The sequence below is a fragment of the Pseudomonas sp. SDO5215_S409 genome (assembly GCF_054071325.1).
Genome location: NZ_JBSVWN010000002.1, coordinates 126,702 through 150,128, shown reverse-complemented (window position 1 = coordinate 150,128; position 23,427 = coordinate 126,702). Strand labels below are relative to the sequence as shown.

Here is a 23,427-nt window from a genome sequence, read left to right as displayed (position 1 = left end):
CTTTCACAGCAAACGAATTTTGATCGTGAGTAGTATGGGTCCCATGCAAACCGACGGCGACTCACTGTCTGACGCTGAGAGTTTGAGTCGGTTTGCATACCTTCAGTGTGCTGACGTGCAACTGGATAACTTCCCTATCGATGCAAGGAGATTGAACATGGCTACTACTCCACCAGTAAGTTCGGGCGGCGCCGACGACGCAATCGCGAAGATGGAAGCAACCTTCAACATGGCCATCGAAAAGTCGGCCAAGATCACCGAAATCAGCACCGCGAAAAAAGCAGAGCTCGACGCCACCAAACAGCGTCCGCAGAACTGATTTGCCATACGGGCGGCGCCGGCGCCGCCCGTATACCTGCCTCTTAAGCAGTACCCCGTTGCACCGTTGCTGATCGGCACAGGCGTGGTTGCGCCCTGTGATTCTCAAGGGGGTAAGCCCAGCCATGACAGCTTTGATTTGCGTAGGTCTGCCCGCCGCCAACGGCGTGCCGACCCTGATTGTGACCCACGGTTTGCACCAGGGCAGTTCCCTGATGCTCGACCAACCGGTCTATACCCTTGGCGCCGCGCTCGCGGCCGACCTGTTACTGAGCGACCCCGGCATCGCCGACCTGCACCTGCGCCTGCGATTCGACGCAGGCTTTGTGGCGGTAGAGGCCCTGGGGGGCGATGTGGTGATTACCGGCACGCCTGCCGGTGAAATCCACGTGCCCCAAGGCAGCGGCCACCGCACGCGCCTGCCGTTGCAACTGCGCATCGGCAACGCAGGCGTGAGCCTGGCCGTACCGGGCGCGGTTGAAAAAGCCCCAGCCGCCAGGCACCGCTACCTGCCCTGGGCCGTGGCGGGCGCGCTGCTGTTTGTGGGCACGTGTGCGTTGGCCTTTCGCCACGACCCGGCGCCTGCCCAGGCCGTGGCGGCGGTGGCAGTCAGCCCGTCGCCCAAACCGTCCCGCGCACAGGCCAAGGCCTGGCTCGAACAGCAACTGCTGGCGGCCAGATTGGAAGGCGTGAAAGTCAACGATGTGGACGGCCAACTCAATGCCGTCGGCACGTTCGAGTCCGCACAAAAAGAGCAGTGGGTCGCCCTGCAACAAGCCTTCGACCAGCGTTACGGCCAGCAGATCGTCCTTAACCCCCGCGTGGCGGTGCGCGCCGAAGCGGCCCGGCCACGGGTGCGTTTCCAGGCGGTGTGGTTCGGCACTCATCCGTACGTGATCAACGACAGCGGCAAACGCCTGTACCCCGGGGCAGCGCTGGCGGACAACTGGGTGCTTGAACGCATCGAGAACAATCAAGTGGTCCTCGCCCGTGGCGACGAACACTTCACGTTTACCTTATGACTGCGCTTTTTTAGCTAAGGCCCCGGGATGAAAGTCGAACCCCGTCCGTTGATCCAAAGTGATGTGCGCAGCGCCCCGGTCGAGGCAATTCGCCCGGTCAGTTCACGCCAGGCCACCGCCTTCGAGGCGGTGCTCAAGACGCGCAAGGTCCAGTCCAAAAGCTCCCTGCGCAGCGACCTGGAAGCGCTGACCAGTGCCGCCGGTGTCGATTCGTTGCTGTTTGGCAGCGCCCGTTCGCTGGAGCTGCTGGAGCATGTGATGCAGCACATTTTGCCAACCCTTGAGGCCGAGCCCGAGATCAAGGCGCTGGCCCATGACCTGATAAGCGAGGAGATCGAGATGCGCCGCAACCTCGAACAGCAACGCGCGGAGGTACAGGCTTGATGTCACGCGATAACGACGACGCGGTGCAACTGCTCAAGGGGGTTGGCGAGCTGTATCGGCGCAACGGCCAGGCCCAGCGGGCCCTGGTGATGTTGTTGATCGCCGCCAGCGTGGCGCCCGAGGACGGCGCCCTGTTGCGCTCCCTGGTGCTGGCGTTCACCGACAGCGGTGATGCTGGCCGTGCGCTGTCGGCGCTGGACCGGCTGGTGGCGCTGGAAGGCGAGTCCGCCAGCTTGTTGCTGCTGCGGGCCCGCGCCCTGTGGTACGGCGACTTCAAGGACGAGGCCCGCCAGTGCTTCAAGCGCTACCTGGCCGCGCGCAGGGTGGCCGCATGACGCTCAACCAGCGCCTCAACGCCATGGCGCGCGTCGCCGCCAAGCGCACTGACGTGATCATCGTCGCCTTCATGCTGATGGCGATTGTGATGATGATCATCCCGTTGCCCACCTACCTGGTGGACTCGCTGATCGGCCTCAACATCGCGCTGAGCATCCTGATCCTGATCGTCGCGTTCTACATCGGCCATTCGGTGGAGTTCTCGGCGCTGCCGCCGCTGATTCTGCTCAGCACCCTGTTTCGTCTGTCCCTGTCCATTACCACCACCCGCTTGATCCTGCTGCACGGGGACGCCGGTCACATCGTCAAGGCGTTCGGCGACTTTGTGATCGCCGGGCAAGTGGTGGTGGGCATGGTGGTGTTTCTGATCATCACCGTGGCGCAGTTCGTGGTCATCACCAAGGGCGCCGAGCGGGTCGCCGAGGTGGCGGCGCGTTTCACCCTGGACGCTATGCCCGGCAAGCAGATGAGCATCGACAACGACTTGCGCAACGGCGACATCGACCAGGCCGAAGCCCGTCGCCGCCGCTCGCGGCTGGAGCGCGAAAGCCAGATGTTTGGTGCGATGGACGGCGCCATGAAATTCGTCAAAGGCGACGCCATCGCAGGCCTGGTGATCCTGGCCGTGAACCTGTTGGGCGGCATGCTGATCGGCATGGTCGAGCGCGACATGCCGTTTGGCACGGCGGTGCACACCTACTCGCTGCTGACCGTGGGTGACGGCTTGATCGCGCAGATCCCGGCGCTGCTGATTTCGGTGGCGGCCGGTACGGTGGTCACCCGCGTCAACAGCGACGGGGAAGCGGGCGACCTGGGCAGTGAAATCCTCAAGCAACTGGGGGCCAGCTACCGGGCCTTGGGGTTGACCGCGCTGATCATGATTGGCGTCAGCCTGTTGCCGGGGTTTCCGACCTGGGTGTTTCTGGGCCTGTCGCTGGTGTTCGGCACGGGCGCGTTTTTTATGTACCGGCGTCATACCCGCACCGATCCGGTCGAGGCGCCTGTGCTGGTCGAACCGCTGGAGCCGGTGGTGCAAACGCAGGACGAGCAAGACTACGACGTGGTCCCCGACACCCGCGTGCTGCTGACCTTGGGCAGCGACCTGGCGCAGAGCGCGCCACGCCAGTTGTTGAGCCAACGCATCGAAGCCCTGAGCCACGACCTGCGTAGCGAATTGGGCGTGGACGTGTCGGTGCCCGGGGTCTACCGGGATGTAAAAGCCGGGGCGGGCAGCTACCGCGTGTCGCTTGAAGGCGTGCCGGTGAGCGAAGGCGAAATGCCGGTGGGCTACCTGCTGTTGCAGGACGATCCGGTGCACGTGCAGTTGCTGGACATCGCCACGCTGCAAGCCGATTCGCCGCTCAACAGCCGCGCCGCCCACTGGATCGAACGCCAGCACGAAGACACCCTGCGCAACGCTGGCATTGGGTTTTTGCTGCCTGACGAAGTCCTGCGCGGCGTGCTGGAGCGCAGCCTGCGCCGTTACGCGGCCGACTTTCTGGGTATCCAGGAAACCCGCCTGTTGCTGGAGCGCACCGAAGCCAGCTACGGCGAACTGGTCAAGGAAGCCCTGCGCCTGGTGCCGTTGCAGCGGGTGGCCGAAACCCTGCGCCTGTTGGTGGCCGAAGGCGTGTCGATCCGCAACCAGCGCGCCTTGCTGGAAGCCATGGTGGAGTGGGGCGCACGTGAAACCGACGCCAGCCGCCTGGCCGAGCACCTGCGGGCGGCCCTGGCGCGCCAGATCAGCCATCAATACGCCGACCGCAACCGGGTGATCGGCGCGCTGGTGCTGGCGCCGGGGCTGGAAGACCAGTTGCGCGCCTCCCTGCGCCGTCAAGAACCCAACCGCGACGCCATCCCCGAAGAGGTCAACCGCGCCTTGCTCACCCAACTGCGCAGTGCCTGCGACAAAATCCGCGAAGCCAACAGCGCGGTGTTGCTGGTGCATCCCGAACTGCGTCGCACCCTGCGCCGCCTGGTGATGCGCGGTGAGCTGGAGCTGGCAGTGCTGTCGTTTCGCGAGCTGGCCACCGAGTACAACCTGCAAGCGCTGGTCACCATCAGCCTCACCGATATCTCGAACCGTCGCGCGGTTGGCGCGGCTTCCGTCACTTCCCTGGCGTCTGCCTCATGATCCGTTTTGTTCTGTTGTTGCTGGTGTGGGTGTCGTCTGTGTGCGTGGCCCAGGACATTGCCAATGGCGCCCAGGGCGCGATCAACCTGGCGTCGGGCGAAGGGCGCATCCTGCACTTTGCGGCGCCCGTGGAATCGGTGCTGGTGGCAGAGCCCGGCATCGCCGATTTGCAGGTGGTGTCCCCGGGCACGATTTACATCTTTGGCAAGGCGCCGGGCAACACCAGCCTGATCGCGCTGGGCAGCGACGGCAAACAGGTCGCCAGCCTCAACCTGGCGGTCAGCAGTGCAACCCAGGCGGTGACCGCGCCCATGCAGCAATTGCACCCCGGCAGCACCGCGCAGGTCAGCGGCGCCGGTAACCGCTTGATTGCCCAGGGCACCGTGCGCAGCGTGGGCGAGGCCACCGACTTGAATGCCTTGCTCAATGCCCAGGGCCAGGGCTTTCAGAGCGCGGTCAACACCACCGAATACGCCGGTGCCGCGCAAGTGAACCTGCGTGTGCGCTTTGCCGAAGTGTCGCGTTCGGAGCTGCTGCATTACGGGGTCAACTGGAACGCCATGTTCAACAACGGCACCTTTTCGTTTGGCCTGATCACCGGCGGCCCGCTGGCGGCGGCGACCACCGGCGGGCTGGCGGCGGCGGGGGCCGGGTCGGGCAATGTGAACATCGACGGCATGCTGGACGCACTGCAAGCCAACGGAATTTTGCAGGTGCTGGCCGAGCCCAACATCACCGCGATGACCGGGCAGACCGCAAGCTTTCTGGCGGGCGGCGAAGTGGCGATCCCGGTGCCGGTCAACCGCGACCTGGTGGGCATCGAATACAAGTCCTTCGGCGTGTCGCTGCTGTTTACCCCGACCCTGCTGCCCAGCGGCCGGATCGCCCTGCAGGTGCGCCCCGAAGTGAGCAGCGTGGTCAGTGGCGGCACCGTGGATTTCGGCAATTTCCATGTGCCGTCCTTTAGCGTGCGCCGCGCCGACACCCGGGTTGAAGTGGGCAGCGGGCAGACCTTCGCGATCGCCGGTCTGTTCCAGCGCGAGAGCAGCCAGGACATTGAAAAGCTGCCGTTGCTGGGCGACCTGCCGGTGCTGGGCAACCTGTTTCGCTCCAAGCGTTTTCAGCGCAACGAGACGGAGCTGGTGATCTTGATCACGCCGTACCTGGTGGAGCCGGTGCGCAGCCGCACGCTGGCCACGCCGCTGGACGCTCAACCTGCGACGGCGGCGGCGACGGGGCCGCGCAGTGGCGGCGCGTTCGGCTTTTACATGAATTGATCACGGAGCCCGCCATGAAGACTTCGCGCGTTTTGGTGCTGTTACCGGTGTTGTTGATGGGCTGCAAGACTCATCTGGACCCGGTGTATTACTCGTCCGAGTTTCAGGGCAGCGGGGTGCCGAGCCAGTGCCAGCAGCCGGCGGCCAAGGACGAGATCGGGCTGGACGGGGACTTTAAACCGACCTTGGCCTTGGGCTGTGCCAACAACTTGAACCTGATGCAGATGGTGGAGCAGCGCCAGGACCTGGTCCAAGGCCGCGCCACTGGCCCGGCCATGGCCGCCCCGGTCGGGCGGGCGGCGCAGGTGTATATCGAAGGGTTTGACCGCGAGCAGTTGCAACGTCGCCAGGCCCAGCAAGAAGCCAAGGCCGGCGCCCCCGGAGGTGGTCAATGAGCCGTCGCTCAATGGGTGTCGACCAGCCCCAGCTCCTTGGCCTGGGCCACCGGATCGGCAATCGCCTTGATGCGTTTGGCTTCGCCGATCAGGCGCTCGCGCTCGGCGGCGGGGATGTCGTCCAGGGCCAGGTTCGAGATGCGTTGCTCGTAACCGGCCAGCACCATGATCAGCAGTTCGTTGCGCTGGTGCCGGGGCAGGGCGCGCGGGGACTGGGCGAGCGGGGCGATGGTGTCCAGCGCCTGCTGCGCCTGCCCGCCCAAGGCGTAGGCCAGCGCGAGGTTGCAGCGGCTGTCGAGGTCGTCGGGTTGCAGGCTCAGGCTTTTGGCAAAGGCGGTTTGTGCGGCGCGGGCCTGGCCGTTGAGCACCTGGGCAATGCCCAGGCGCGTGTAGGCGACGGGTTGGTGGCCCTGGTCGGCGGCTTGAGTCAGCGCGTTGATGGCGCGTGCGGTCTTGCCCAGGCGCAATTGGGCGGTGCCCAGGCCGAGCAGGGCGTCGGGGTTTTTCGCGTCCAGGTCCAGCGCTTGCTGGAAGGCGCGTTCGGCGCTGACCGCATCGTTGGCGGCCAGGCGTGCCTGACCCAGCTTGAGCCACAGGTCGATGCCTGCGCCGGGTTGCTGGGCTGCCCGCTCGTAGAGCGCCGCCGCGCTGGCGTAGTCGCCGCGTTTGCTCAGGTCGTTGGCCAGTTGCAGGGAGCGATCGGTATCCGTCGCAGGTTTACTGGAACAGGCAGCCAGCACCAGGCTGGCCGCCAGCAAAAATTGTTTGGTCATCGTCACAACTCGTCAGGCAGGGGCGCCCGCCATGTAAGCATATTTTGCATGGCACTCCTATGCCTCTCGGTGTTGCTCAATGCGCCCAGGGCCACTGCCGATGACGAGCCCGAGTGGTTCGCCAAACCCTACGCCTACGTATTGGTGGACCAGGACATCCGCAGCGCACTCGAAGAGTTCGGCCACAACCTGGACCTGCCGGTGGTGCTCTCCGACAAAGTGCGCGGCAAGGCCCGCAGCACCGTGCGGGCCGCCACGGCCGGGGAATTTCTGCAAACCCTGTGCAGCACCAACGGGCTCACCTGGTACTTCGACGGCACGCTGCTGTACCTCAATGCCAGCGACGAAATCAGCACCAAACTGTTCAAGGCCAACGCCCTGAACCTGGACCAGTTGCAAGGCTATCTCAGCGGGCTGGACGTGTTTGGCCAGCAGCTGTCCATGCGCAATGGCCCTGAAGGCGATGAAGTGTTTGTGTCCGGGCCGCCGCCGTACCTGGCGCTGGTCCAGCAGCATGTGGATCACCTGCAGCCCAAGGCGGCTCCCGTGGTGGCGCGCGAGCGCGGCGTGCGGGTGTTCCGGGGTGCCCAGGTGAGTACCGAGAGTCCTTGATCGATCCCATCCCAGCAAAGGAGCAGCACCATGTCCGTAACCGCCGTAGACAGCAACCTCGCGCCGGGTGGCGCCACCCCGGAGGCCAAGTTCAATGCCGCCGTGGATAACGCCAAGGCCAATGAACCCAGTGACACCAGCGACGCCGACTTCAACACGGCGCTGGTGCAGAACGCGGTCATGATCGGTGGCCAATTCATCATCATGCCCAAGATGCAGGAAATCCTGAACGACGCCTTGTCCGACGACGACGAGGAATAAGGAGCCGCCATGACCATCAGTCTCGCCGCTGGCGCCACGGCCTTGCCGCCGTCCGCTGGCGCGGGGCCCGCCGGGGCCTCGCAAAACCTGTTCGAGCACATGGCCAACACGGCCAAGGGCATGCCCGAAGGCGCAAGCCCGCACCAGATCGGCTCGGGCCTGATGGAGCGCCTGAACAGTTTCATCGACCGTTCGCGCACGTTTACCGAGCGCGCCGATTTGCTCACCAACAACCCGTCGGCGCCGCCCCAGGTGGCCGCCGCTGACCTGCGCGGCGCGGCGCCGCCGGCTGGCGAGCCTGCGAGCGCGGGCGGCGCCAAGAAGGTCGGCGAGCAACAGGTCGACCAGATCGTGCACTCGCTGGGCAAGATGTTCGACTACTCCATCGAAACCCAGATGGTGGTGCGCGGTGCCACGCAGATCTCCGGTTCCGCCAACACGCTGCTCAAGGGTCAATAACGCCATGCCAAGCCCAAACCGTGCCCTGCGCCTGCTGCTGATCAGCCTGCTGGCCTGCCTCCTGCAAGCCTGCGACATGGACCTTTACACCAACCTCAGCGAGCGCGAAGCCAACGCCATGGTCGCCGTGCTGCAACGCGACGGCATCCCCGCCTCGCGCAAGGTGCAGGACAACGGGCAGCTCAAGGTGGTGGTCGACGAACAGCGCTTTGCCGAAGCCATGACCCTGCTCGACAACGCCGGCCTGCCCCAGCAGACCTTTTCCAACATGGGCGAGGTGTTCAAGGGTAACGGCCTGGTGTCTTCGCCGGTGCAGGAGCGGGCGCAGATGGTCTATGCGCTGAGCGAGGAGCTGTCGCACTCGGTGTCGCAAATCGACGGCATCGTGTCGGCCCGCGTGCACGTGGTGTTGCCGGACAACGACCTGCTCAAGCGGGTGATCTCGCCGTCATCGGCCTCGGTGCTGGTGCGGTATGACCCGGGCACCGACATCAACACCCTGATCCCGCAGATCAAGACCCTGGTGGCCAACGGCATTTCCGGCCTGAGCTACGAAGGCGTCTCGGTGACGGCCATCAAGGCCGCCGTGTCCATCAGCCAGAACCCGGCGCAACCGCGCCTGGCGCGCTTTTTGGGGGTGTGGGTACTCGAAGACAACCTCAACCAGGCCCGCTTGCTGTTCGGCGGCCTGTTGCTGATCGCCCTCGGCGCGTGCGGCGTATTGGCCCGCCAGCAATGGGCGCGTCGCCAGTCCAAGGCCTTGTATGTGCTCAAGGAGGCTGAATGAGCCTGTCTGAACGTTGGCAGGCGCTGATCGCCGAGCCGTTGCAGTTCGTGGGCCTGCACAGCCTGGGCGCGTGTTTTGCCGAAGGGTTGCCGGACCAGGCGCTGCAAGCGATGCAGGCCCAGCCGCGTTTTCAGCGGCGCCTGGAGCACTTGCTGATTGCCCATCACCAGTTGGCGCCATTGGGTCGCCTGCTGGCGCCGTCGCCCGACGACTTGCCGGTGCTGCTGCTCAGCCCCGCGCAATTTGCCCGCCTGCCCAGGGTGTGCGGGGCGATCTGGCATGGCGCGACCTTGAGCCGGGAGATCCGCCGCGAGGTGGTCAACGCACTGCGCGAAGGGCTGGGCAGCGACGTGTTCAGCGTGGCGCTGGCGCACCGCCAACTGGGCGGCGCGGCCGACCTGCTGCGTGAGCCTGCCGAGTTGATCGAGGCCATCGACCGCGACGGCCTCACCTGTGTTGCCGCCTGGTTGCACGCCCAGCCGCTGCCCTTGCGCGGCTGGTTGCAACTGCGCTTCAACGCGCCCCGGGGCTACAGCAGCCGGTTGCCGCGTGACCTGGAAATCGTGCAGACCGTTGCCGCCCATTTACTGGCCGAGGACGTCCCCCATGCGTGAATTGCCGACCCGTCCCACCGCGCGCATTTTGCGCGCCGAGGAGGCGGCGCTGTGGACCGAAGGGTTTGCCTTTTTGCAAGCCGCCAAGGCCCAGGCCGAACAGATCAAGGCCGACAGCGACCAATGGCTGCAAGCCGCCCGCGCCGAGGGGTTTGAAAGCGCCCGCCAGGAGGGCGCAGGCCAAGTGGCGCAGTTGCTGGCAGACACCCAGACCCAGGTGCAGCACTACCTGGCCGGGCTTGAAGCGTCACTGGCCGACCTGGCCCTGGGCATCGTGCGTGAAGTGCTCGGCGAGCTGGACACCACCGACCGCGTGCTGCGCTGCACACGCCAGGCCCTGAGTGGTTTTCGCCAGGGCCAGGCCCTGACCCTGTGGGTGCCGCCCGCCGAAGTCAGCGCCTTGCGCCAACGCCTGCGCAATGACGGCATCAGCGTGGAAGGCGACGTGCAACTGGGCGTCGGCCAGGCCCGTTTGAGCAGCCCAGCAGGTTCCGTGGAGCTGGGCCTTGAGGCGCAACTGCAAACGTTGCGCCGGGCCTTGTTGCCGTTCGCCGAAGAAGGTGTGGCATGAGCCTTGAGCAGTTGCTGCCACGCCTGACCGAGCGCCTGGCCCAGGCCCGCTTGCGCCCCATGCACGGCACTGTGCTGAGCATTCGCGGGGTGTTGCTGCGGGCCAGTGTGGCCGGTGCCAGCATTGGTGAACTGTGCCAATTGAGCGACCCGGTGAGCGGGCGCGGCCTGAGCGCCGAAGTGATCGGTTTTGATGGCGACGAGGCGATCCTGTCGCCCATCGGCTCCATGGAAGGCTTGTCGACCCGCACCCAAATCACCGCCACCGGCGAAAGCCTGGGCGTGGCCGTGGGCGATGCGCAACTGGGCCGGGTCATCACCCCCCTGGGCGAGTTTCTTGACGGCGACGGCGTGCCGCCGACCCTGGCCATGCAGCATTACCCGCTGCACGCCGAGCCGCCCGCGCCGTTTTCCCGGCAATTGATCGAGCGCTCCATGGCGCTGGGGGTGCGCTCTATCGACGGCCTGTTGACCCTGGCCAGCGGCCAGCGCATGGGCATCTTTGGTGAGCCGGGCGTGGGCAAGTCGTCGCTGTTGGCAAGCATCATCCGCAACAGCGAGGCGGACGTGATTGTGATCGGCCTGATCGGCGAGCGCGGCCGCGAAGTGCGCGAGCTGCTGGACGTGCAACTGGACGCCAAGGCCCGCGCCCGCACGGTGGCGGTGGTGGCCACCTCCGATCGCCCGGCGGCCGAGCGGGTGCGGGCGGCGTTTGTCGCCACCACCCTGGCCGAATACCACCGCGACCAGGGCCGCAACGTGTTGCTGCTGATGGACAGCCTCACCCGGTTTGCCCGCGCCCAGCGCGAAATCGGCCTGGCCGTGGGCGAGCCGCCGACCCGGCGCGGGTATCCGCCGTCGTTTTTCTCGACCCTGCCGCGCCTGCTGGAGCGCGCAGGCCCGGGGCCCAAGGGCAGCATCACCGCGCTGTACACCGTGCTCACCGAAGGCGATGCCGCCAGCGACCCGGTGGCCGAGGAAGCCCGTTCGATTCTTGACGGGCACATCGTCCTGAGCGCCGAACTGGCCCAGCGCAACTACTTCCCGGCGGTGGATGTGTTGCGCAGCCGCAGCCGCCTGATGGACCACGTCGCCGGTGAGGAACACAAGCGCCTGGCCCAGCGCATCCGCGAGCTGATGGCGCGCTACGGCGAAATCGAAATGCTGATTCGCGTGGGGGAGTACTCCGCCGGCAGCGACCCGCTGGCCGACGAGGCGATCCAACGCCACGGCGCCATCGAGGCCTTTTTGCGCCAGAACGCCGATGAACCCAGTTCCCTTGAACACACATTGATCCGCATGCGGCAAGTGCTGGCATGACGATGGAGATGATCTGATGAAGACCGAACAACTGCGCACCTTGCAAACCCTGCGGGTGCTGCGTGAACAGCGCGCCGCCAGCCAACTGGCCGCCCAGCAGCAGCGCTGCGCACAGACCCACGGCGTATTGACCGACGCCAAGGAGCAACTGCGCCTGCACCGTGAGGCCGTGGCGCTGGAGGCGGGCGAAATCTACGCGGCGTTGAGCGACGGGCTGTCGGTGGCCAGCTGGCAGGCGGCGCAGGACCGCTTGCGCGGGTTGTCCGATGACGCGATGGCGCTGGAAGAGGACGTGACGCAAGTCTCCATCACCCTGCAAAGCCAGGAGCGTGAGCGCGAACTGTTTCGCCAGGAACGCCTGAACCGCCAGCGCCAGTCCGATGCCTGGCAAAGCCTGCTGGAGGGCCGCGAAAGCCACGAGCGCCGGGCGGGTGAGCTGCGCGAAGAACACGGTGTAGCCCCATGATTGTCGCCCTTGCCGGCTCCCTGGCGCCGTCACTGGACTGCTACGACCCGACGCTGCTGGCGTTGCATAACCAGCTGCACCGGCGCCGTCGGCCCTGGCAGGGCCGCTGTGCCGGGCAGGCGTTGAGCGTGCGCTGGGCCGCCGATGTGCCTGCGCTGGCCGCGCCGTGTGATGTCTTGCTGTCGCTCGGCCAGGCGCCGGCGCGCTTGCGGCTGCAGGCCCAGGCGCTCGAGCAGGTGCTGGCGTCTCTGGCGCTGTCGTTTGACGCCCAGCAGTTGCCGGCCCTGCCGCGCGCCTTGTTGCTGGAACTGGCGCTGCTGGACCTGATCGAGCCGTTGGAACAGCTGTTGGGCCAGCCCGTGCAGGTGCTGGACATTGCCCAAGACACCGCGCCCTACGCGGTGCACCTGGCCCTGGCGTTGCAGTTCGACGCGCTGCCCGCGATGCCTGCACAGCTGGACCTGAGCGAAGCTGCCGCCGTGTCGGTGGCGCAACTGTTGACCCAGCACGTGGCGCTGGAGCCCGACCCGCTGCCCGCGCTGCGCCAGACCCTGGCGGTGGTTGCCGGGCGCCAGTGGCTGAGCCTGGGCGAGTTGCGCAGCTTGCAGCCGGGCGACGTGCTGATGCTGGAAGCCGGTGCCGGGTTATTGCTGGAGCTGGGCGGCCGCTTGCAGGCGCGCTGCCAGCGCGACGGTGCGGCGCTACGGCTGCTGGAAGAAATGAAAGTGCCCCCTTTGGAACTGGAGAACACCATGACAGACGTTGATGCCGCCGCCGCGCTGGATGACTTGCCCCTCACGCTGGTGTGCCAGGTGGGCAACCTGGAACTGACCCTGGCGCAATTGCGCAAGCTGGGCGCCGGTAGCCTGCTGCAACTCAATACCCCGACCGTGGACGGCGTCGACCTGCTGGTCAACGGCCGCCGCGTGGGCCAGGGCCAACTGGTGAAAATCGGTGACGGCCTGGGTGTGCGCCTGCTGAGTTTCGCCACCCCATGACCGGTTACCAGCCCAATCTGATCGAGATCATCCTGGTGGTGGCAACCATCGGGTTGATCCCCTTGGCGGTGGTGACGCTCACCGGTTTCATGAAGATCTCCGTGGTGCTGTTCCTGATCCGCAACGCCCTGGGCGTGCAGCAGACGCCGCCGAACATGGTGCTGTACGGCATTGCGCTGATCCTGTCGGTGTACGTCACCACGCCCTTGATCGGCGACATGTACCGCCAGGTGGAGGGGCGCGACTTGAACATCGAACATGTCGAGCAGCTCAAGGACCTGGGCGATGCCCTGCGCCCGCCATTGCAAGCGCACCTGGCACGGTTTGCCAACGAATCCGAACGCGGCTTTTTCGTGCAGGCCACCGAGACAATCTGGTCGCCGGAGGCTCGCGCCGACCTGCGTGACGACGACCTGGTGGTGCTGATCCCGGCGTTTGTCAGCTCGGAGTTGACCCGTGCGTTCGAGATCGGGTTCTTGCTGTACATCCCGTTTCTGGTGGTGGACTTGCTGGTGTCCAACGTGCTGATGGCGATGGGCATGTCGATGGTGTCGCCCAACCTGATATCGATTCCGCTGAAGATCTTTTTATTCGTGTCGTTGAGCGGCTGGTCGCGCCTGATGCACGGTTTGATTCTGAGTTACGGCTGAGGCACGCGCGATGGGCCAGGATGTTTTTCTGTCATTGATGAAACAGGCACTGATGACCGTGCTGATGCTCTCTGCCCCGGCGCTGGGCGTGGCAATTCTGGTGGGGTTGAGCGTGGGCCTGTTCCAGGCGCTGACCCAGATCCAGGACCAGACCCTGCCCCAGGTGGTGAAGCTGGTGGCGGTGTTGCTGACCATCGTGTTCCTGGGGCCGGTGCTGGCCGGGCAGGTGGGCGAACTGGGCAGCCAGGTGCTCGACAACTTCCCGTTGTGGACGCGCTGACCGCCCATGGATGCCAGCCTGACCGCACAGTTTCTGGAAGTCGCCTACCCGGTGATCAGCTCGGCCTCGCTGGCCGCCTGCCGCGCCATGGGCGTGGTGGTGATCACCCCGGCGTTCAACCGTTTGGGCCTTACCGGCATGATCCGCGGCTGCGTGGCCGTGGCCATTTCGGTGCCGATGTTCCTGCCGGTGTTTGGCGCGCTCACCTCGATGCCCGAGCACGGCAGCCTGTTTATCGCCGGGTTGCTGATCAAGGAGTTTCTGATCGGCATCCTTATCGGGTTGCTGTTTGGCATTCCGTTCTGGGCCGCAGAGGTGGCGGGGGAGTTGATCGACCTGCAACGCGGCTCGACCATGGCGCAGCTGGTGGACCCGCTCTCCACCGGGGAATCGAGTGTGATGTCCACGTTGCTCACGGTGATGTTGATCACGCTGTTCTTCATGTCCGGGGGTTTTATCCTGATGGTCGACGGCTATTACCACAGCTATCAGTTGTGGCCGGTGACCTCGTTCACCCCGGTGTTTGCCGACTCGGCGCTGCTGGCGGTGCTGTCGATCCTGGACCAGATCATGCGGGTGGGCGTGCTGATGGTGTCGCCGCTGATCATTGCGTTGCTGGTCACCGACCTGATGCTGGCGTACCTGTCGCGGATGGCGCCGAACCTGCACATCTTTGATTTGTCGTTGCCGGTGAAAAACCTGTTTTTCTCGATTTTGATGGTGATCTACATCGGCTTTTTGATCCCGGTGATGCTCGACCAACTGGCGGAATTTCGCGGCACCGTCGAGCTGCTCAAGACCCTGGCGGGCGTGGAGTAAGCCATGGCCGATACCAGCGAAGAGAAGTCCCAGCCCGCCACGGACAAAAAGCTCAAGGACGCGCGCAAAAAGGGCCAGGTCGCCAAGAGCCAGGACCTGGTGTCGGGCATGGTGATCCTGTTTTGCACGCTGTGCATTTCCATCCTCGCCCCGCGTGCCCAGGCCCAGGTGACGGCGCTGCTGGACCTCACCGCGCAGATCTACATCGAACCGTTTGCCACGGTGTGGCCACGGGTGCTTGGGCATGCCGAACAGCTGCTGATCAGCATCACGTTGCCGGTGATGGCCGTGACCACCGGGGTGGTGATCTTGACCAACATCATCACCATGCGCGGGTTTGTGTTTTCGGTGGACCCGATCAAGCCGGAGTTCAAGCGCATCAACCCGGCGGAGGGGGCGAAGAAGATTTTTGCGCTGCGCAACCTGGTGGAGTTCATCAAGGGCCTGGTCAAGGTGCATGTGCTGGCGGTGGCGTTTTACGTGGTGGGGCGCCATGCGTTGCAGGCGCTGATGGAGTCGTCGCGCTGTGGAGCGGGGTGCATCGAGTCGACGTTTTTCCTGGTGCTCAAACCGTTGGTGTTGACCGTGCTGGCCGCGTTCATTTTAGTCGGCGGGGTGGACGTGTTGATGCAGCGCTGGCTGTTTGGCCGCGACATGAAAATGACCCGCAGCGAAACCAAGCGCGAACGCAAGGACATCGACGGCGACCCGCTGATCAAGAGCGAACGGCGGCGCCAGCGTAACGAGATGCAGGCGCTGGCCACCAAACTGGGCCTGGCCCGGGCCTCGATGACCATCGGCACCACCGACGGCTGGGTGATCGGCGTACGCTACGTGCGCGGCGAAACCCCGGTGCCGGTGGTGGTCTGCCGCGCGGCGCCCGAGGACGCGTTGGCGATGCTGCAAGAAGCCTACGACCTGGGGCTGCCCCAGGCGCCGGACAAAGCGTTGGCCGACACCATCGCCCGCAAAACCGTGCCGGGGGACCCGGTGCCGGATGCGGCGTTCCAAGCGGTGGCGGACTGGCTGGTGGCGGCGCGGTTGATCTGACGCACGGTGTTCGTCAACCGGGAGGGGGAGGGTGCACGGCAAATCGCGGTGTTGTTGAGGGGGCTGCAAAGCAGCCCGCTCACTATTGGGACGTGTACTCAGCTGTTGTCGACATCGTGGTAGGGGCCGCCGTAGCCGTCGCCCACGCGCCAGATGATGTCGTGGTTGTCGTTGGTCCACTGCGAAGGCTTGAGTGAGTATTTGTAGTCTTCGGAGTTGCGGTTGTTGCCGTCGCCGATGTAGTCCGGATGGTCGCGGCGGTGGTCGCCACCACGGATGCTGGAGCGCGCGTCCCATTCTTCCTTGCGAAAGTCGAAGATGCTCTGGTCTTGCGGTGCGTCGCGCTGGCCCCAGTCGGACAGGTAGGTTTGCAGCCACACATAGGCTTCGTCGCCGTTGGGCTTGAGCAGGCCGTCTTGTTTGAAGTCCTGGATCTGGTTCCAGTTCTGCATCGAGATCTTGTGCAGTTTGTGCGACTGCACGGTGCTCAGGATCGCGCCGACAAACGACAGCGCCCCGGAGATCAGAAAGCCCACCGGCCCCAGGAACGGGATGATACGGCCGGTGACGCCCAGGGTGCTGAGCACGCCACCGCCTGCGGCCACCAGGCTGCTGACGCCGCCCGCCATGGACAGCGAGCCGGAGGCAATTTTTACCGGGTCTTTTTCGCGCACGCCGTCGCGCAGGGTGAAGGCGGCCTGGACCACGCTGATCACCCCACCCGCCACGTCGGTGGCCATGCCGATGACTTTGATCGCGCTGCTGGCGAACTTGGCCCCAAAGCCTGCACCGGCCACACCGCCACGGCTGGCGATGCCTTTCTCTATGCCCTCTTGCACCTTCTTCGCGCCTTCATCGCTCCAGCCGCCGCTGTTGAGCACCTTGCCCACGTCCTTGCCGTCGTCCATGGCCTGGTCGACGATGTCGAAGTACTTCTTTTGCACCGCTTCGGCGTCTTTGGGCAGGGCGTGGTAGCCCTCGCCGGGCTTGGCCCACAGGTCGGGCAGGGAGCGGTCGAAGCCCATCAGTTTGTAGGCGTTGGTGCCGCGCAATTTGTCGTAGACCTTAAGGCCCAGCGTGGCGAAGTGCGAGCCGGTGCCCAAAAAGCCGAGGAAGTCGTTGGCGATGCCCAGGCGCTTCATGGGCGTGTCCGCCAACTTGCCGCCCTGGCCTGCCAGTTGGTAGACGATGCGGCCCATGCCGATGGCGCCGCCCACCGAGCCGAGCACGCCATTGTCCTTGAGGAAGTTGAGGTTCTTGGTGAACGCGCTGCGGTTCTCCTCGCTCAGGTTGGGCATGATCTCCTTGCTCACCGCGTGCTCGATGTCGCTGAAGCTGATCACGCCGTTTTTCTGCCAGGTGTCGCCCAGGGAAATCATCGCCTTGCCAAAGTCGGCGGCGGCGTTTTTGTCCTTGAGCAACTGGTCGACGAACTTGGAGTACACCCCCAGCGCCTGGCGCGGCAGGCCGTCGGCGCCGCCCTTGAGCATCGACAGAATCGCCAGGGTGTTGTCGGTCGTGGCCAGGGCGGTGTTGTCGTCGGAGATTTTGCTCGGGTCGTCCATCAGCTTTTCAACGGCGTCGGTGTAACCGTCGATCTGCAGGTTTTGCAGGAAGTTGTCGGCCTTGGCCGGGTCGATGTCGGCCAGCGCGCTGTAGGCGGTCTGGATCTCCTGGGTGGCCAGCTCGGTCTTGCCGCTGTCTTGTAGCGACTTGATGTACTTGGTGAAGTTCTCGGACGAGGTGCTGTCGACCAGTTTCTGGCGGGTTTCATCGACCTTGGCCTGGCCGCCGTCGACCTTGCCCAACGCCGCATCATGGTTGGCCTTGATGTCGTGCTGAATGGTCGAGTCGCCCAGCAGGTCGTTGATGGTCTGGTCGATGGCCTTGGTGTCGAAGATGTTGTCGCGCACGTCCCGCGAGGTGACGTCGATGGGCGTGGTGGCGATGCCCTGGTTGCCAAACCCATGCTCGGGAATGATCGACATGCCGTTGTCGGCCATGCTGCGGGCTTCCACCGCACGCAGGAACTTGGCGCGTGGGTCGTCCTTGGCGATGCTGCCGTCCTTGACCCCGGCGCGGTAGCTGTCCACCAGGGTTTTCATGGACAGGTCCTGCACCGACAACGGGTTGCCGCTTTCGTCTTTTTCGGTGGTGGCCAGGTTGTCCACCGAGACGTCCTTGAGCGGCGGCAGGCCGTTGTCGGCACGCAGTTTGTCGATGTCGGTGGTCTGCGCGGCGATGTCAGTGCGGTAGCTGGAGATCTGGCCGAACATTTGCGGGTTGGTGTCTTCGGCCACCACGATTTTCTCTTCGCCGCCCCCGGGTTTGCGTTGGGTGAACGCGATCAGCCCGGGGCCGTAATCGCCAGCGCCGCCGACGCTCATGATGTCTTCGGTAGAGCCCAGGTAGGCGTCGGGGCCCGCCAGGGTGTAGCCGTCGCCCTTGGCCTTTTCGATGCCCGCCAGGGTCTGGCCCTGGGTGGTGTAGGCGGCGAAGGCTTGGGGAGTGATGTCTTTGGACACCACCAGCACTTTACCGTCGGCCTGGTTGACCACGACGATGCCGTCCATTGGCGTGTCGACCTTGCTGATGTCGCTCAGCTTGAGGCTGGCCTCGTCTTTGCGCAGCAGTTCCTGGCCGGGCAGGGACTGGGCGTTCTTGATGTAGTCGAACGCCTGGCTGCCTTCGCTGGCGTGCACGGCGTGCAGGAAGTTGTAGAAGGTGCCGCCGGCATTCGGGTTGGGGTTGACGAGGTCGTCGCCCGGTTGCGGCTGGTTGGCTTCGGACTGGGCGATCATGTATTTGTGGCCTTGGTGTTCGAACAGAATCACCCCGGCGCCGGTGTCTTCGGCCACCACCTTGAGCTGGCTGAAGTCCAGGTCGCCCGGCAGCCGGGTGACTTCTTCAAAGCCCTTGGCCTTGCCGTCGGCCAGGGCCTCTTTGGTGATGCCGGCCTGGGTGAAGGTGGCGAAGGCCTGGGGGGTGAGAGTGTCGGAAATGACCAGGGTCTTGCCGTTTTCCAGGGCGACCTTGATCACGCGGTCTTCAGCCTTGCCCACGGACTTGATATTGGCCAGGCGCACGCTGTCGCTGTCTTCGCGCAGCAGTTGCTGGTCGGGGTTGCGCAGGCTTTCAAGGATGGCCTTGCCCGCCGGGGTGCCCTGGGTTTCGGCCAGCGTGTGCAGCAGGTCAAACAGCGGCGTGCCTTCATCGGGGCCGCCCTGGTTGACCGGTGCCACGGCGTGGCCGAAGTGCATGCCTTTGAGGGTGTCGAAGCCCGCCTGGACGTCTTCTGCACCTTGGCGGGTGATCTTGAGTTTGTTGCCGTCCTGCTCGAAATAAATCACCCCGGCGTCCTTGTCCTCGGACACCACCTTGAGGGTGTCGATGTCCAGCTTGGCGGGCAGGGCGGTGACGGCCTTGTAGTCGTCGGGCTTGAAGTCGACGGGCTTTTGCGGGCCCTCGCCAGGCTTGGCGGCGAGTACTTTGGGTTTGAAGGTCTTGCCGCCCGAGGCCGAGGCGGCCAGGGTCCTGGCCTTGTCGAGCACAGCGTCAAAAATGCGTTCGGGGGCCTTGGGTTGATCGACGCGGGGCGTCGCGGCTTTTTCGGGGCGGTTGATCATCGGTTCAGTCCATGTAGATGGGGGCGCACGAGGACTGGATAGTAGGGGCTGGCAGGCAGTGAAAACGGCTTTTTTGACAACATCTCACAAGCTTTCACAGGCGTGAAATGACGCGCTCATAACGCCCGCCAGCGGGAGCGCGATTGCTCTCCCACGGGCGGGCGCAGGGCTCAGCGGTGGTGCAAGCGCGGCAGTGTGGCGATGCGCATTTTAGGCTCTTGCAACCGTGCAAGGTCGGCGGCGATCTGTGCGCGCCAGAAGTGCGCGCCCATCAATTGGGCGTCCACCCAGGCCTGGCGCAGCAGCACTTTGGCCTGGTCTACCGAGCCGTAGTGGGCCTGGCGCAGGATCACTTGTGCCTTGATTCGCAGCACCTGTGGCAGGAACCAGCGCTCATGCCGCCCGATGGCCAGTTGCAGGGTGTCTTCCAGCACTTCCAGGGCGAGTTTTTCCAGGCCCAGGCGCGCCAGGCCCAGCGCATATTCGCAGCGCAACAGGCTGTACAACTGGCTGTCGCCCTGGCCGTGCAGCGGGTGCAGCGCTTCGCCCAGCAGCGGCACGCCTTCTTCGGGCGAGCCCTGGCGGATCAACAGGACGCTTTCAAAGCACAGGCGAAATTGCCGCCAGATGTGCAGGTCTTGCAGGGTGGTGCTGTCTTGCAGCAGGCCCAGGTAATAACGGGCCTTGGGCAGGTTGGAGGTCAACAGCGCCAGGGGAATCGCGCCCAGGCACAGGGTGTACCAGAGGGTGGCGGGGTGGTCGAGGATGATGGCGGCGTCCACGCATTGGCCCATCAGGCGCTGCGCCGCGTCCACGTCGCCTTCGAGCAGTTGGACCTGGGCCTTGAGGCCACGCGCGGCGATGCGCTGGTCGAAGTGCACGTCGATGATGTGCGAGCGTGGTGCGCAGGGTGCGCCCAAGGCCTCGTCGATATTGAGCCGGGCCCCGGGCAAGTCGCCCATGTGAAACAACGCCACGGCGCGCATGCGTTTACCCAGCAACTGCTGGTTGGCGCTGTGGCTCAGGCTGATGTAGCGCTCGGCCAATTCCAGCGCTTCCACGTACTGGTTGCAGCTGCACCGGTCGCTCCACAGGCCCCACAGGGCGCGCAGCTTGTGCTCGGCATCGCCCAGCTCACGGGCGTCTTCGCGCACCTGGCGCCAGGCTTCGCGCAAGGGGCCGCCGGTGCCGTAGGTGAGCATCAGCGCGCTGGCCCGGGCGGTTTGCAGCAGCATGCGTTGGCGCAGCGTCAGTTCGGTGGTGCTGGCCAGGCCCTTGTCTACCCAGGCGCGGCATTCGCTCACCAACGACAGGCGCAACCACAGCGGCACGCCGCCCAGGGTCAGTTCGATGCCGGTGGACGGCTGGCCAGACGCCGAAAACGCCCATTCAAGCGCGGCGCGCAGGGTGTTGATTTCCGGGCCGTAGAGCGCCACCCAGGCTTCCGGCGTGAGGCTGTCCAGCGTCTGGCCGGCCTCTTGCACCACGCCCAGTGCGTAGCGCGCGTGGTGTTCACGGGTGGTGTCGGACTCGCCTTGCTCCGCGAGTTTTTCCAGGGCGTAGGCGCGGGTGGTTTCCAGCAGGCGGTAACGCTTGAGCGGTTGGGATTGGGCGGTGATCAGCAGCGACTTGTCCATCAGGCTTTCGAGCAACGGCAAGGCGTCGCGTGTGACGGTCATCGCCTTGACGGCCTCAAGGGTGAACGACCCGGTAAAGACCGCCAACTGGCGCAACATGGCCTGTTCGCTGGCGGTGAGCATGGAATAGGTCCAGTCCAGCGTCGCACTGAGTGAGCGATGACGGGGCAGGGCGGTGCGCCGGCCGGTCATTTGCAGGCGGAAGCTGCCGTCGAGCAGGCCTACCAGGTCCTGGATGCCAAAGGTGCGCACCCGGGCGGCGGCGATTTCGATGGCCAGGGCGTTGCTGTCGAGCTTGCGGCAAATGGCGCTCACGGCCGACACGTCGGCGTCGCGGAACACGAAGTCGGGGTCCAGCGTCTTGACCCGCTCGATGAACAGCTCGATGCCCGACCAGGTCATGGCCTGCTCGGCCGTCAAGTGCACATCTTTATGGGGGACCCGCAACGGGGCGAGGTCGTGCACGCGCTCGCCGTCGGCGCGCAGCGGTTCGCGGCTGGTGGTCAGCACGCAGCAGTGCGGCGCGGCCTGCAACAACACTTCGACCGCGTCGGCGGTGGCTTGCAACACGTGCTCGCAGTTATCGAGTACCAGCAGCAGCGGGCTGTTGGCGAGCACGGCCGCGACGCATTGCAGCGGGTCGTCGCTGACCGTCTGAATGCCCAGCGCGCTGGCGAGCATGCCCGCTACCCACTGGCCGTTGGTGGCCGGGGCCAGGTCGACAAAGCACATGCCCTGGTGAAAGCGGCCCTGCACCTGGTGCGCCACGGCCAGGGCCACAGTGGTCTTGCCGATGCCGCCGGGGCCGGTGAGGGTCACAAAGCGCTGGCTGAGCAGTTGATCGGCCAGGCTGGCGACCAGCTGTTCGCGGCCAATGACCGTGCCGGGCATGGGTTGCACGCCGCTCGCCTGGACCTTGAACGGCACCGGCACAACCTCCTCGCCTGGCGATTGCAGGGTGACCGGCGCCACGAACCGGTAGCCCCGGCCCGGCACGGTCACGATGTAGTTGAAGGTGCCGTCATCGCCCAGGGCCCGGCGCAGCGCAACGATCTGGGCGCGCAGGTTGCACTCTTCCACCACGACCTTGGGCCAGGCGAAGGAGATCAGTTCGGACTTTTCCAGCAGTTCGCCTGCACGGGTCGCCAGGGCGATCAGCAGGCACAGGGCGCGGCTACCGAGGGTGACGGGTTCGCCGTTGCGCAGTAACACATGCTGGCGGGCCAGCAAGAGGAAGGGGCCAAAACCGATCGCGCTGTCGGGGTGGGCCGGGGTGTGGGGGTCGATGTCCATGACGGACAGTGCCGGGTATTTGCTCGAGCTCATCAATTAGTCCTTTTTATTGTCAGGCTTCTCATTGGCGCTAAGACCATTCGCCCTGTCGGTTGCTTACATGCTTCAGCAGGCTTGGAAAGTTGAAGTCGATCAAAACAGCGAGGATGGTTGCCCTCCTTGTGGGGCATGGATGTTTGTTATGGGCCAGGGACGGTGTGATTCCAGGGGGTGAAATGGTCTCAATTTTGAAACATTTTCTTACTGGAAAATCTGATAAAGCAGAATGTATGCCAGTTGGCATTTATCAGACCGGGCAACAACCCCATGAAATTCATGGGGATTTTTGTTGCCACGCGGGACAGGTTCGCGAGCCCGTTCGGAAACACGAATATTTCTTTTTGTGTCGTTCGGTAAGCCGAATGCCACGCCGGTGAGTTGGCGTGGTTTTTTTGGCTGTGTATCACATTGTGTACCAGCGCTCGCCTGATACACCGGCATGAAGTTTGGGCGCTCACGCGACACAGACGCGATACACGCCAGGCGTTAAATCTGTCTACCAGATGGCGCCGGCAACCCTTACCCGCAACGGCGCCCTGGCCACTTTCGATAACGCCAGGAGATCACCCCATGAAGCGCCATTACGCCGCCCTTGCCGCCACCCTCGCCCTGTCCCTCGGTGCCTTCGCCGCCGTGGCCCATGCCGACGATGCCAAGCCCCAGGAAAAATGCTTTGGCGTGTCCCTCGCCGGGGCCAACGACTGCGCCGCCGGTGCGGGCACGTCCTGCGCAGGCACTGCCAAGACCGACTACCAGGGCAACGCCTGGGTCCTGGTCGACAAGGGCACCTGCATCCAGATCAAAACCCCTAAAGGCTTTGGCAGCCTGACGGAACAACCATGATCGGCCGGGCCCGCGCGGTGCTCGAGCGGGTGCTGCCCGAAGCACTGTTGCTGTTGGTTGCCCGGGTCGGTGTCGCGTCGGTGTTTTTCCTCTCGGGTCGCACCAAAGTCACCGGTTTTCTACAGCTCAAGCCGTCGACTTACACGCTGTTTCGCTCGGAATACGCGCTGCCGGTGATCCCCCCTGAATGGGCGGCGCACCTGGCGACCTACGCCGAGCATCTGTTTCCGATGTTGCTGGTGCTGGGGCTGTTGACCCGCCCGGCGGCGGCCGCCCTGTTGGGCATGACCCTGGTGATCGAGGTGTTTGTGTACCCCGACGCCTGGCCGACGCACCTGACCTGGGCGGGCCTGTTGCTGCCGCTGCTGGCTTACGGTGGCGGGGCCTGGTCGCTGGACCGCCTGTTGTTCGGTAAACGCGCTTGACCCTTTAAACAACAATGACCAGGCCTGCGGGCCTGTGGA

General features: G+C 64.9%; 25 protein-coding genes. 22 read left to right on the top strand and 3 right to left on the bottom strand.

Features of this window, described 5'->3' with window-relative positions; translation table 11 throughout:
* Positions 1–157 precede the first annotated feature (157 nt).
* The 7 genes from ACW9H9_RS01555 (at position 158) to ACW9H9_RS01525 (ending at position 5,866) form a co-directional block, all read left to right on the top strand.
* On the top strand, positions 158–319 hold the full coding sequence (locus ACW9H9_RS01555; protein WP_457341247.1) for a hypothetical protein: 162 nt from the start codon (positions 158–160) through the stop codon (positions 317–319).
* A 124-nt stretch (positions 320–443) separates the two neighbouring features.
* Positions 444–1,340, top strand: coding sequence for a SctD/MshK family protein (locus ACW9H9_RS01550; RefSeq protein ID WP_457341245.1), 897 nt, complete (start codon positions 444–446; stop codon positions 1,338–1,340).
* Between the two features lie 27 nt (positions 1,341–1,367).
* Positions 1,368–1,724 (top strand): hypothetical protein, encoded by a 357-nt coding sequence (locus ACW9H9_RS01545; protein ID WP_457341244.1) that lies wholly within the window; start codon positions 1,368–1,370, stop codon positions 1,722–1,724.
* A complete protein-coding gene (locus ACW9H9_RS01540; protein ID WP_457341243.1) occupies positions 1,724–2,059 on the top strand; it encodes a type III secretion protein in 336 nt (111 codons plus the stop codon). The genes ACW9H9_RS01545 and ACW9H9_RS01540 overlap by 1 nt, the downstream gene beginning before the upstream one ends.
* On the top strand, positions 2,056–4,194 hold the full coding sequence (gene sctV / locus ACW9H9_RS01535) for a type III secretion system export apparatus subunit SctV (protein ID WP_457341242.1): 2,139 nt from the start codon (positions 2,056–2,058) through the stop codon (positions 4,192–4,194). The genes ACW9H9_RS01540 and sctV overlap by 4 nt, the downstream gene beginning before the upstream one ends.
* Positions 4,191–5,471: a type II and III secretion system protein family protein gene (locus tag ACW9H9_RS01530; protein ID WP_457341241.1), complete on the top strand. Its 1,281-nt coding sequence runs from the start codon at positions 4,191–4,193 to the stop codon at positions 5,469–5,471. The genes sctV and ACW9H9_RS01530 overlap by 4 nt, the downstream gene beginning before the upstream one ends.
* A gap of 14 nt (positions 5,472–5,485) precedes the next feature.
* Positions 5,486–5,866 carry a hypothetical protein gene (locus ACW9H9_RS01525; RefSeq protein ID WP_457341240.1) on the top strand — a complete coding sequence of 127 codons (381 nt, stop codon included), beginning with the start codon at positions 5,486–5,488 and terminating at the stop codon, positions 5,864–5,866.
* A gap of 8 nt (positions 5,867–5,874) precedes the next feature.
* On the opposite strand, the gene ACW9H9_RS01520 is transcribed toward ACW9H9_RS01525, so the two are convergent.
* The gene (locus tag ACW9H9_RS01520) at positions 5,875–6,639 is read right to left on the bottom strand and encodes a tetratricopeptide repeat protein (protein WP_457341239.1); all 765 of its coding nucleotides are present in this window, start codon (positions 6,637–6,639) and stop codon (positions 5,875–5,877) included.
* Between the two features lie 48 nt (positions 6,640–6,687).
* Between ACW9H9_RS01520 and ACW9H9_RS01515 the strand changes: the two genes are divergently transcribed.
* Genes ACW9H9_RS01515 through ACW9H9_RS01455 form a run of 13 tightly spaced genes read left to right on the top strand, consistent with a single transcriptional unit; the run spans position 6,688 to position 15,525 of the window.
* Positions 6,688–7,251, top strand: a complete 564-nt coding sequence (locus ACW9H9_RS01515) for a type III secretion protein (RefSeq protein ID WP_457341238.1) — start codon at positions 6,688–6,690, stop codon at positions 7,249–7,251.
* A gap of 30 nt (positions 7,252–7,281) precedes the next feature.
* Entirely contained in the window at positions 7,282–7,512 is a 231-nt protein-coding gene (locus ACW9H9_RS01510) for a hypothetical protein (protein WP_457341237.1), read from the top strand.
* A gap of 9 nt (positions 7,513–7,521) precedes the next feature.
* The gene (locus ACW9H9_RS01505; RefSeq protein WP_457341236.1) at positions 7,522–7,971 is read left to right on the top strand and encodes a hypothetical protein; all 450 of its coding nucleotides are present in this window, start codon (positions 7,522–7,524) and stop codon (positions 7,969–7,971) included.
* Positions 7,972–7,975: 4 nt separating this feature from the next.
* Complete coding sequence (sctJ, locus tag ACW9H9_RS01500; protein ID WP_457341235.1) at positions 7,976–8,758, top strand: type III secretion system inner membrane ring lipoprotein SctJ; 783 nt, start codon at positions 7,976–7,978, stop codon at positions 8,756–8,758.
* Entirely contained in the window at positions 8,755–9,372 is a 618-nt protein-coding gene (locus ACW9H9_RS01495; RefSeq protein ID WP_457341234.1) for a type III secretion protein, read from the top strand. The genes sctJ and ACW9H9_RS01495 overlap by 4 nt, the downstream gene beginning before the upstream one ends.
* Positions 9,365–9,943, top strand: coding sequence for a FliH/SctL family protein (locus ACW9H9_RS01490; RefSeq protein WP_457341233.1), 579 nt, complete (start codon positions 9,365–9,367; stop codon positions 9,941–9,943). Before ACW9H9_RS01495 ends, ACW9H9_RS01490 begins: the two co-directional genes overlap by 8 nt.
* A complete protein-coding gene (locus tag ACW9H9_RS01485; RefSeq protein ID WP_457341232.1) occupies positions 9,940–11,262 on the top strand; it encodes a FliI/YscN family ATPase in 1,323 nt (440 codons plus the stop codon). The genes ACW9H9_RS01490 and ACW9H9_RS01485 overlap by 4 nt, the downstream gene beginning before the upstream one ends.
* A gap of 16 nt (positions 11,263–11,278) precedes the next feature.
* On the top strand, positions 11,279–11,728 hold the full coding sequence (locus ACW9H9_RS01480) for a hypothetical protein (RefSeq protein ID WP_457341231.1): 450 nt from the start codon (positions 11,279–11,281) through the stop codon (positions 11,726–11,728).
* Positions 11,725–12,726, top strand: coding sequence for a type III secretion system cytoplasmic ring protein SctQ (sctQ, locus tag ACW9H9_RS01475; RefSeq protein ID WP_457341230.1), 1,002 nt, complete (start codon positions 11,725–11,727; stop codon positions 12,724–12,726). Before ACW9H9_RS01480 ends, sctQ begins: the two co-directional genes overlap by 4 nt.
* Positions 12,723–13,376 carry a type III secretion system export apparatus subunit SctR gene (gene sctR, locus ACW9H9_RS01470; protein ID WP_457341229.1) on the top strand — a complete coding sequence of 218 codons (654 nt, stop codon included), beginning with the start codon at positions 12,723–12,725 and terminating at the stop codon, positions 13,374–13,376. The genes sctQ and sctR overlap by 4 nt, the downstream gene beginning before the upstream one ends.
* 10 nt (positions 13,377–13,386) lie before the next feature.
* Complete coding sequence (locus ACW9H9_RS01465) at positions 13,387–13,656, top strand: EscS/YscS/HrcS family type III secretion system export apparatus protein (RefSeq protein WP_457341228.1); 270 nt, start codon at positions 13,387–13,389, stop codon at positions 13,654–13,656.
* Positions 13,657–13,662: 6 nt separating this feature from the next.
* Positions 13,663–14,475 carry a type III secretion system export apparatus subunit SctT gene (sctT, locus tag ACW9H9_RS01460; RefSeq protein ID WP_457341227.1) on the top strand — a complete coding sequence of 271 codons (813 nt, stop codon included), beginning with the start codon at positions 13,663–13,665 and terminating at the stop codon, positions 14,473–14,475.
* A 3-nt stretch (positions 14,476–14,478) separates the two neighbouring features.
* A complete protein-coding gene (locus ACW9H9_RS01455; protein ID WP_457341226.1) occupies positions 14,479–15,525 on the top strand; it encodes an EscU/YscU/HrcU family type III secretion system export apparatus switch protein in 1,047 nt (348 codons plus the stop codon).
* A 98-nt stretch (positions 15,526–15,623) separates the two neighbouring features.
* Here the strand turns inward: ACW9H9_RS01455 and ACW9H9_RS01450 are convergent, their stop codons facing one another.
* Together ACW9H9_RS01450 and ACW9H9_RS01445 are read right to left on the bottom strand one after the other, a co-directional pair.
* A complete protein-coding gene (locus ACW9H9_RS01450; protein WP_457341225.1) occupies positions 15,624–19,151 on the bottom strand; it encodes a hypothetical protein in 3,528 nt (1,175 codons plus the stop codon).
* A 170-nt stretch (positions 19,152–19,321) separates the two neighbouring features.
* Positions 19,322–22,114, bottom strand: coding sequence for an ATP-binding protein (locus ACW9H9_RS01445; protein WP_457341224.1), 2,793 nt, complete (start codon positions 22,112–22,114; stop codon positions 19,322–19,324).
* Positions 22,115–22,690: 576 nt separating this feature from the next.
* Here ACW9H9_RS01445 and ACW9H9_RS01440 point away from each other — a divergent pair.
* Together ACW9H9_RS01440 and ACW9H9_RS01435 are read left to right on the top strand one after the other, a co-directional pair.
* The gene (locus tag ACW9H9_RS01440; protein ID WP_457341223.1) at positions 22,691–22,963 is read left to right on the top strand and encodes a BufA1 family periplasmic bufferin-type metallophore; all 273 of its coding nucleotides are present in this window, start codon (positions 22,691–22,693) and stop codon (positions 22,961–22,963) included.
* The gene (locus ACW9H9_RS01435; protein WP_457341222.1) at positions 22,960–23,388 is read left to right on the top strand and encodes a DoxX family protein; all 429 of its coding nucleotides are present in this window, start codon (positions 22,960–22,962) and stop codon (positions 23,386–23,388) included. The genes ACW9H9_RS01440 and ACW9H9_RS01435 overlap by 4 nt, the downstream gene beginning before the upstream one ends.
* Positions 23,389–23,427: the final 39 nt, after the last annotated feature.

Coding starts and splice junctions, on each gene's coding strand:
- ACW9H9_RS01555 (WP_457341247.1), top strand. CDS start 158: ATGGCTACTACTCCACCAGTAAGTTCGGGCGGCGCCGACGACGCAATC.
- ACW9H9_RS01550 (WP_457341245.1), top strand. CDS start 444: ATGACAGCTTTGATTTGCGTAGGTCTGCCCGCCGCCAACGGCGTGCCG.
- ACW9H9_RS01545 (WP_457341244.1), top strand. CDS start 1,368: ATGAAAGTCGAACCCCGTCCGTTGATCCAAAGTGATGTGCGCAGCGCC.
- ACW9H9_RS01540 (WP_457341243.1), top strand. CDS start 1,724: ATGTCACGCGATAACGACGACGCGGTGCAACTGCTCAAGGGGGTTGGC.
- sctV (WP_457341242.1), top strand. CDS start 2,056: ATGACGCTCAACCAGCGCCTCAACGCCATGGCGCGCGTCGCCGCCAAG.
- ACW9H9_RS01530 (WP_457341241.1), top strand. CDS start 4,191: ATGATCCGTTTTGTTCTGTTGTTGCTGGTGTGGGTGTCGTCTGTGTGC.
- ACW9H9_RS01525 (WP_457341240.1), top strand. CDS start 5,486: ATGAAGACTTCGCGCGTTTTGGTGCTGTTACCGGTGTTGTTGATGGGC.
- ACW9H9_RS01520 (WP_457341239.1), bottom strand. CDS start 6,639: ATGACCAAACAATTTTTGCTGGCGGCCAGCCTGGTGCTGGCTGCCTGT.
- ACW9H9_RS01515 (WP_457341238.1), top strand. CDS start 6,688: ATGGCACTCCTATGCCTCTCGGTGTTGCTCAATGCGCCCAGGGCCACT.
- ACW9H9_RS01510 (WP_457341237.1), top strand. CDS start 7,282: ATGTCCGTAACCGCCGTAGACAGCAACCTCGCGCCGGGTGGCGCCACC.
- ACW9H9_RS01505 (WP_457341236.1), top strand. CDS start 7,522: ATGACCATCAGTCTCGCCGCTGGCGCCACGGCCTTGCCGCCGTCCGCT.
- sctJ (WP_457341235.1), top strand. CDS start 7,976: ATGCCAAGCCCAAACCGTGCCCTGCGCCTGCTGCTGATCAGCCTGCTG.
- ACW9H9_RS01495 (WP_457341234.1), top strand. CDS start 8,755: ATGAGCCTGTCTGAACGTTGGCAGGCGCTGATCGCCGAGCCGTTGCAG.
- ACW9H9_RS01490 (WP_457341233.1), top strand. CDS start 9,365: ATGCGTGAATTGCCGACCCGTCCCACCGCGCGCATTTTGCGCGCCGAG.
- ACW9H9_RS01485 (WP_457341232.1), top strand. CDS start 9,940: ATGAGCCTTGAGCAGTTGCTGCCACGCCTGACCGAGCGCCTGGCCCAG.
- ACW9H9_RS01480 (WP_457341231.1), top strand. CDS start 11,279: ATGAAGACCGAACAACTGCGCACCTTGCAAACCCTGCGGGTGCTGCGT.
- sctQ (WP_457341230.1), top strand. CDS start 11,725: ATGATTGTCGCCCTTGCCGGCTCCCTGGCGCCGTCACTGGACTGCTAC.
- sctR (WP_457341229.1), top strand. CDS start 12,723: ATGACCGGTTACCAGCCCAATCTGATCGAGATCATCCTGGTGGTGGCA.
- ACW9H9_RS01465 (WP_457341228.1), top strand. CDS start 13,387: ATGGGCCAGGATGTTTTTCTGTCATTGATGAAACAGGCACTGATGACC.
- sctT (WP_457341227.1), top strand. CDS start 13,663: ATGGATGCCAGCCTGACCGCACAGTTTCTGGAAGTCGCCTACCCGGTG.
- ACW9H9_RS01455 (WP_457341226.1), top strand. CDS start 14,479: ATGGCCGATACCAGCGAAGAGAAGTCCCAGCCCGCCACGGACAAAAAG.
- ACW9H9_RS01450 (WP_457341225.1), bottom strand. CDS start 19,151: ATGATCAACCGCCCCGAAAAAGCCGCGACGCCCCGCGTCGATCAACCC.
- ACW9H9_RS01445 (WP_457341224.1), bottom strand. CDS start 22,114: ATGAGCTCGAGCAAATACCCGGCACTGTCCGTCATGGACATCGACCCC.
- ACW9H9_RS01440 (WP_457341223.1), top strand. CDS start 22,691: ATGAAGCGCCATTACGCCGCCCTTGCCGCCACCCTCGCCCTGTCCCTC.
- ACW9H9_RS01435 (WP_457341222.1), top strand. CDS start 22,960: ATGATCGGCCGGGCCCGCGCGGTGCTCGAGCGGGTGCTGCCCGAAGCA.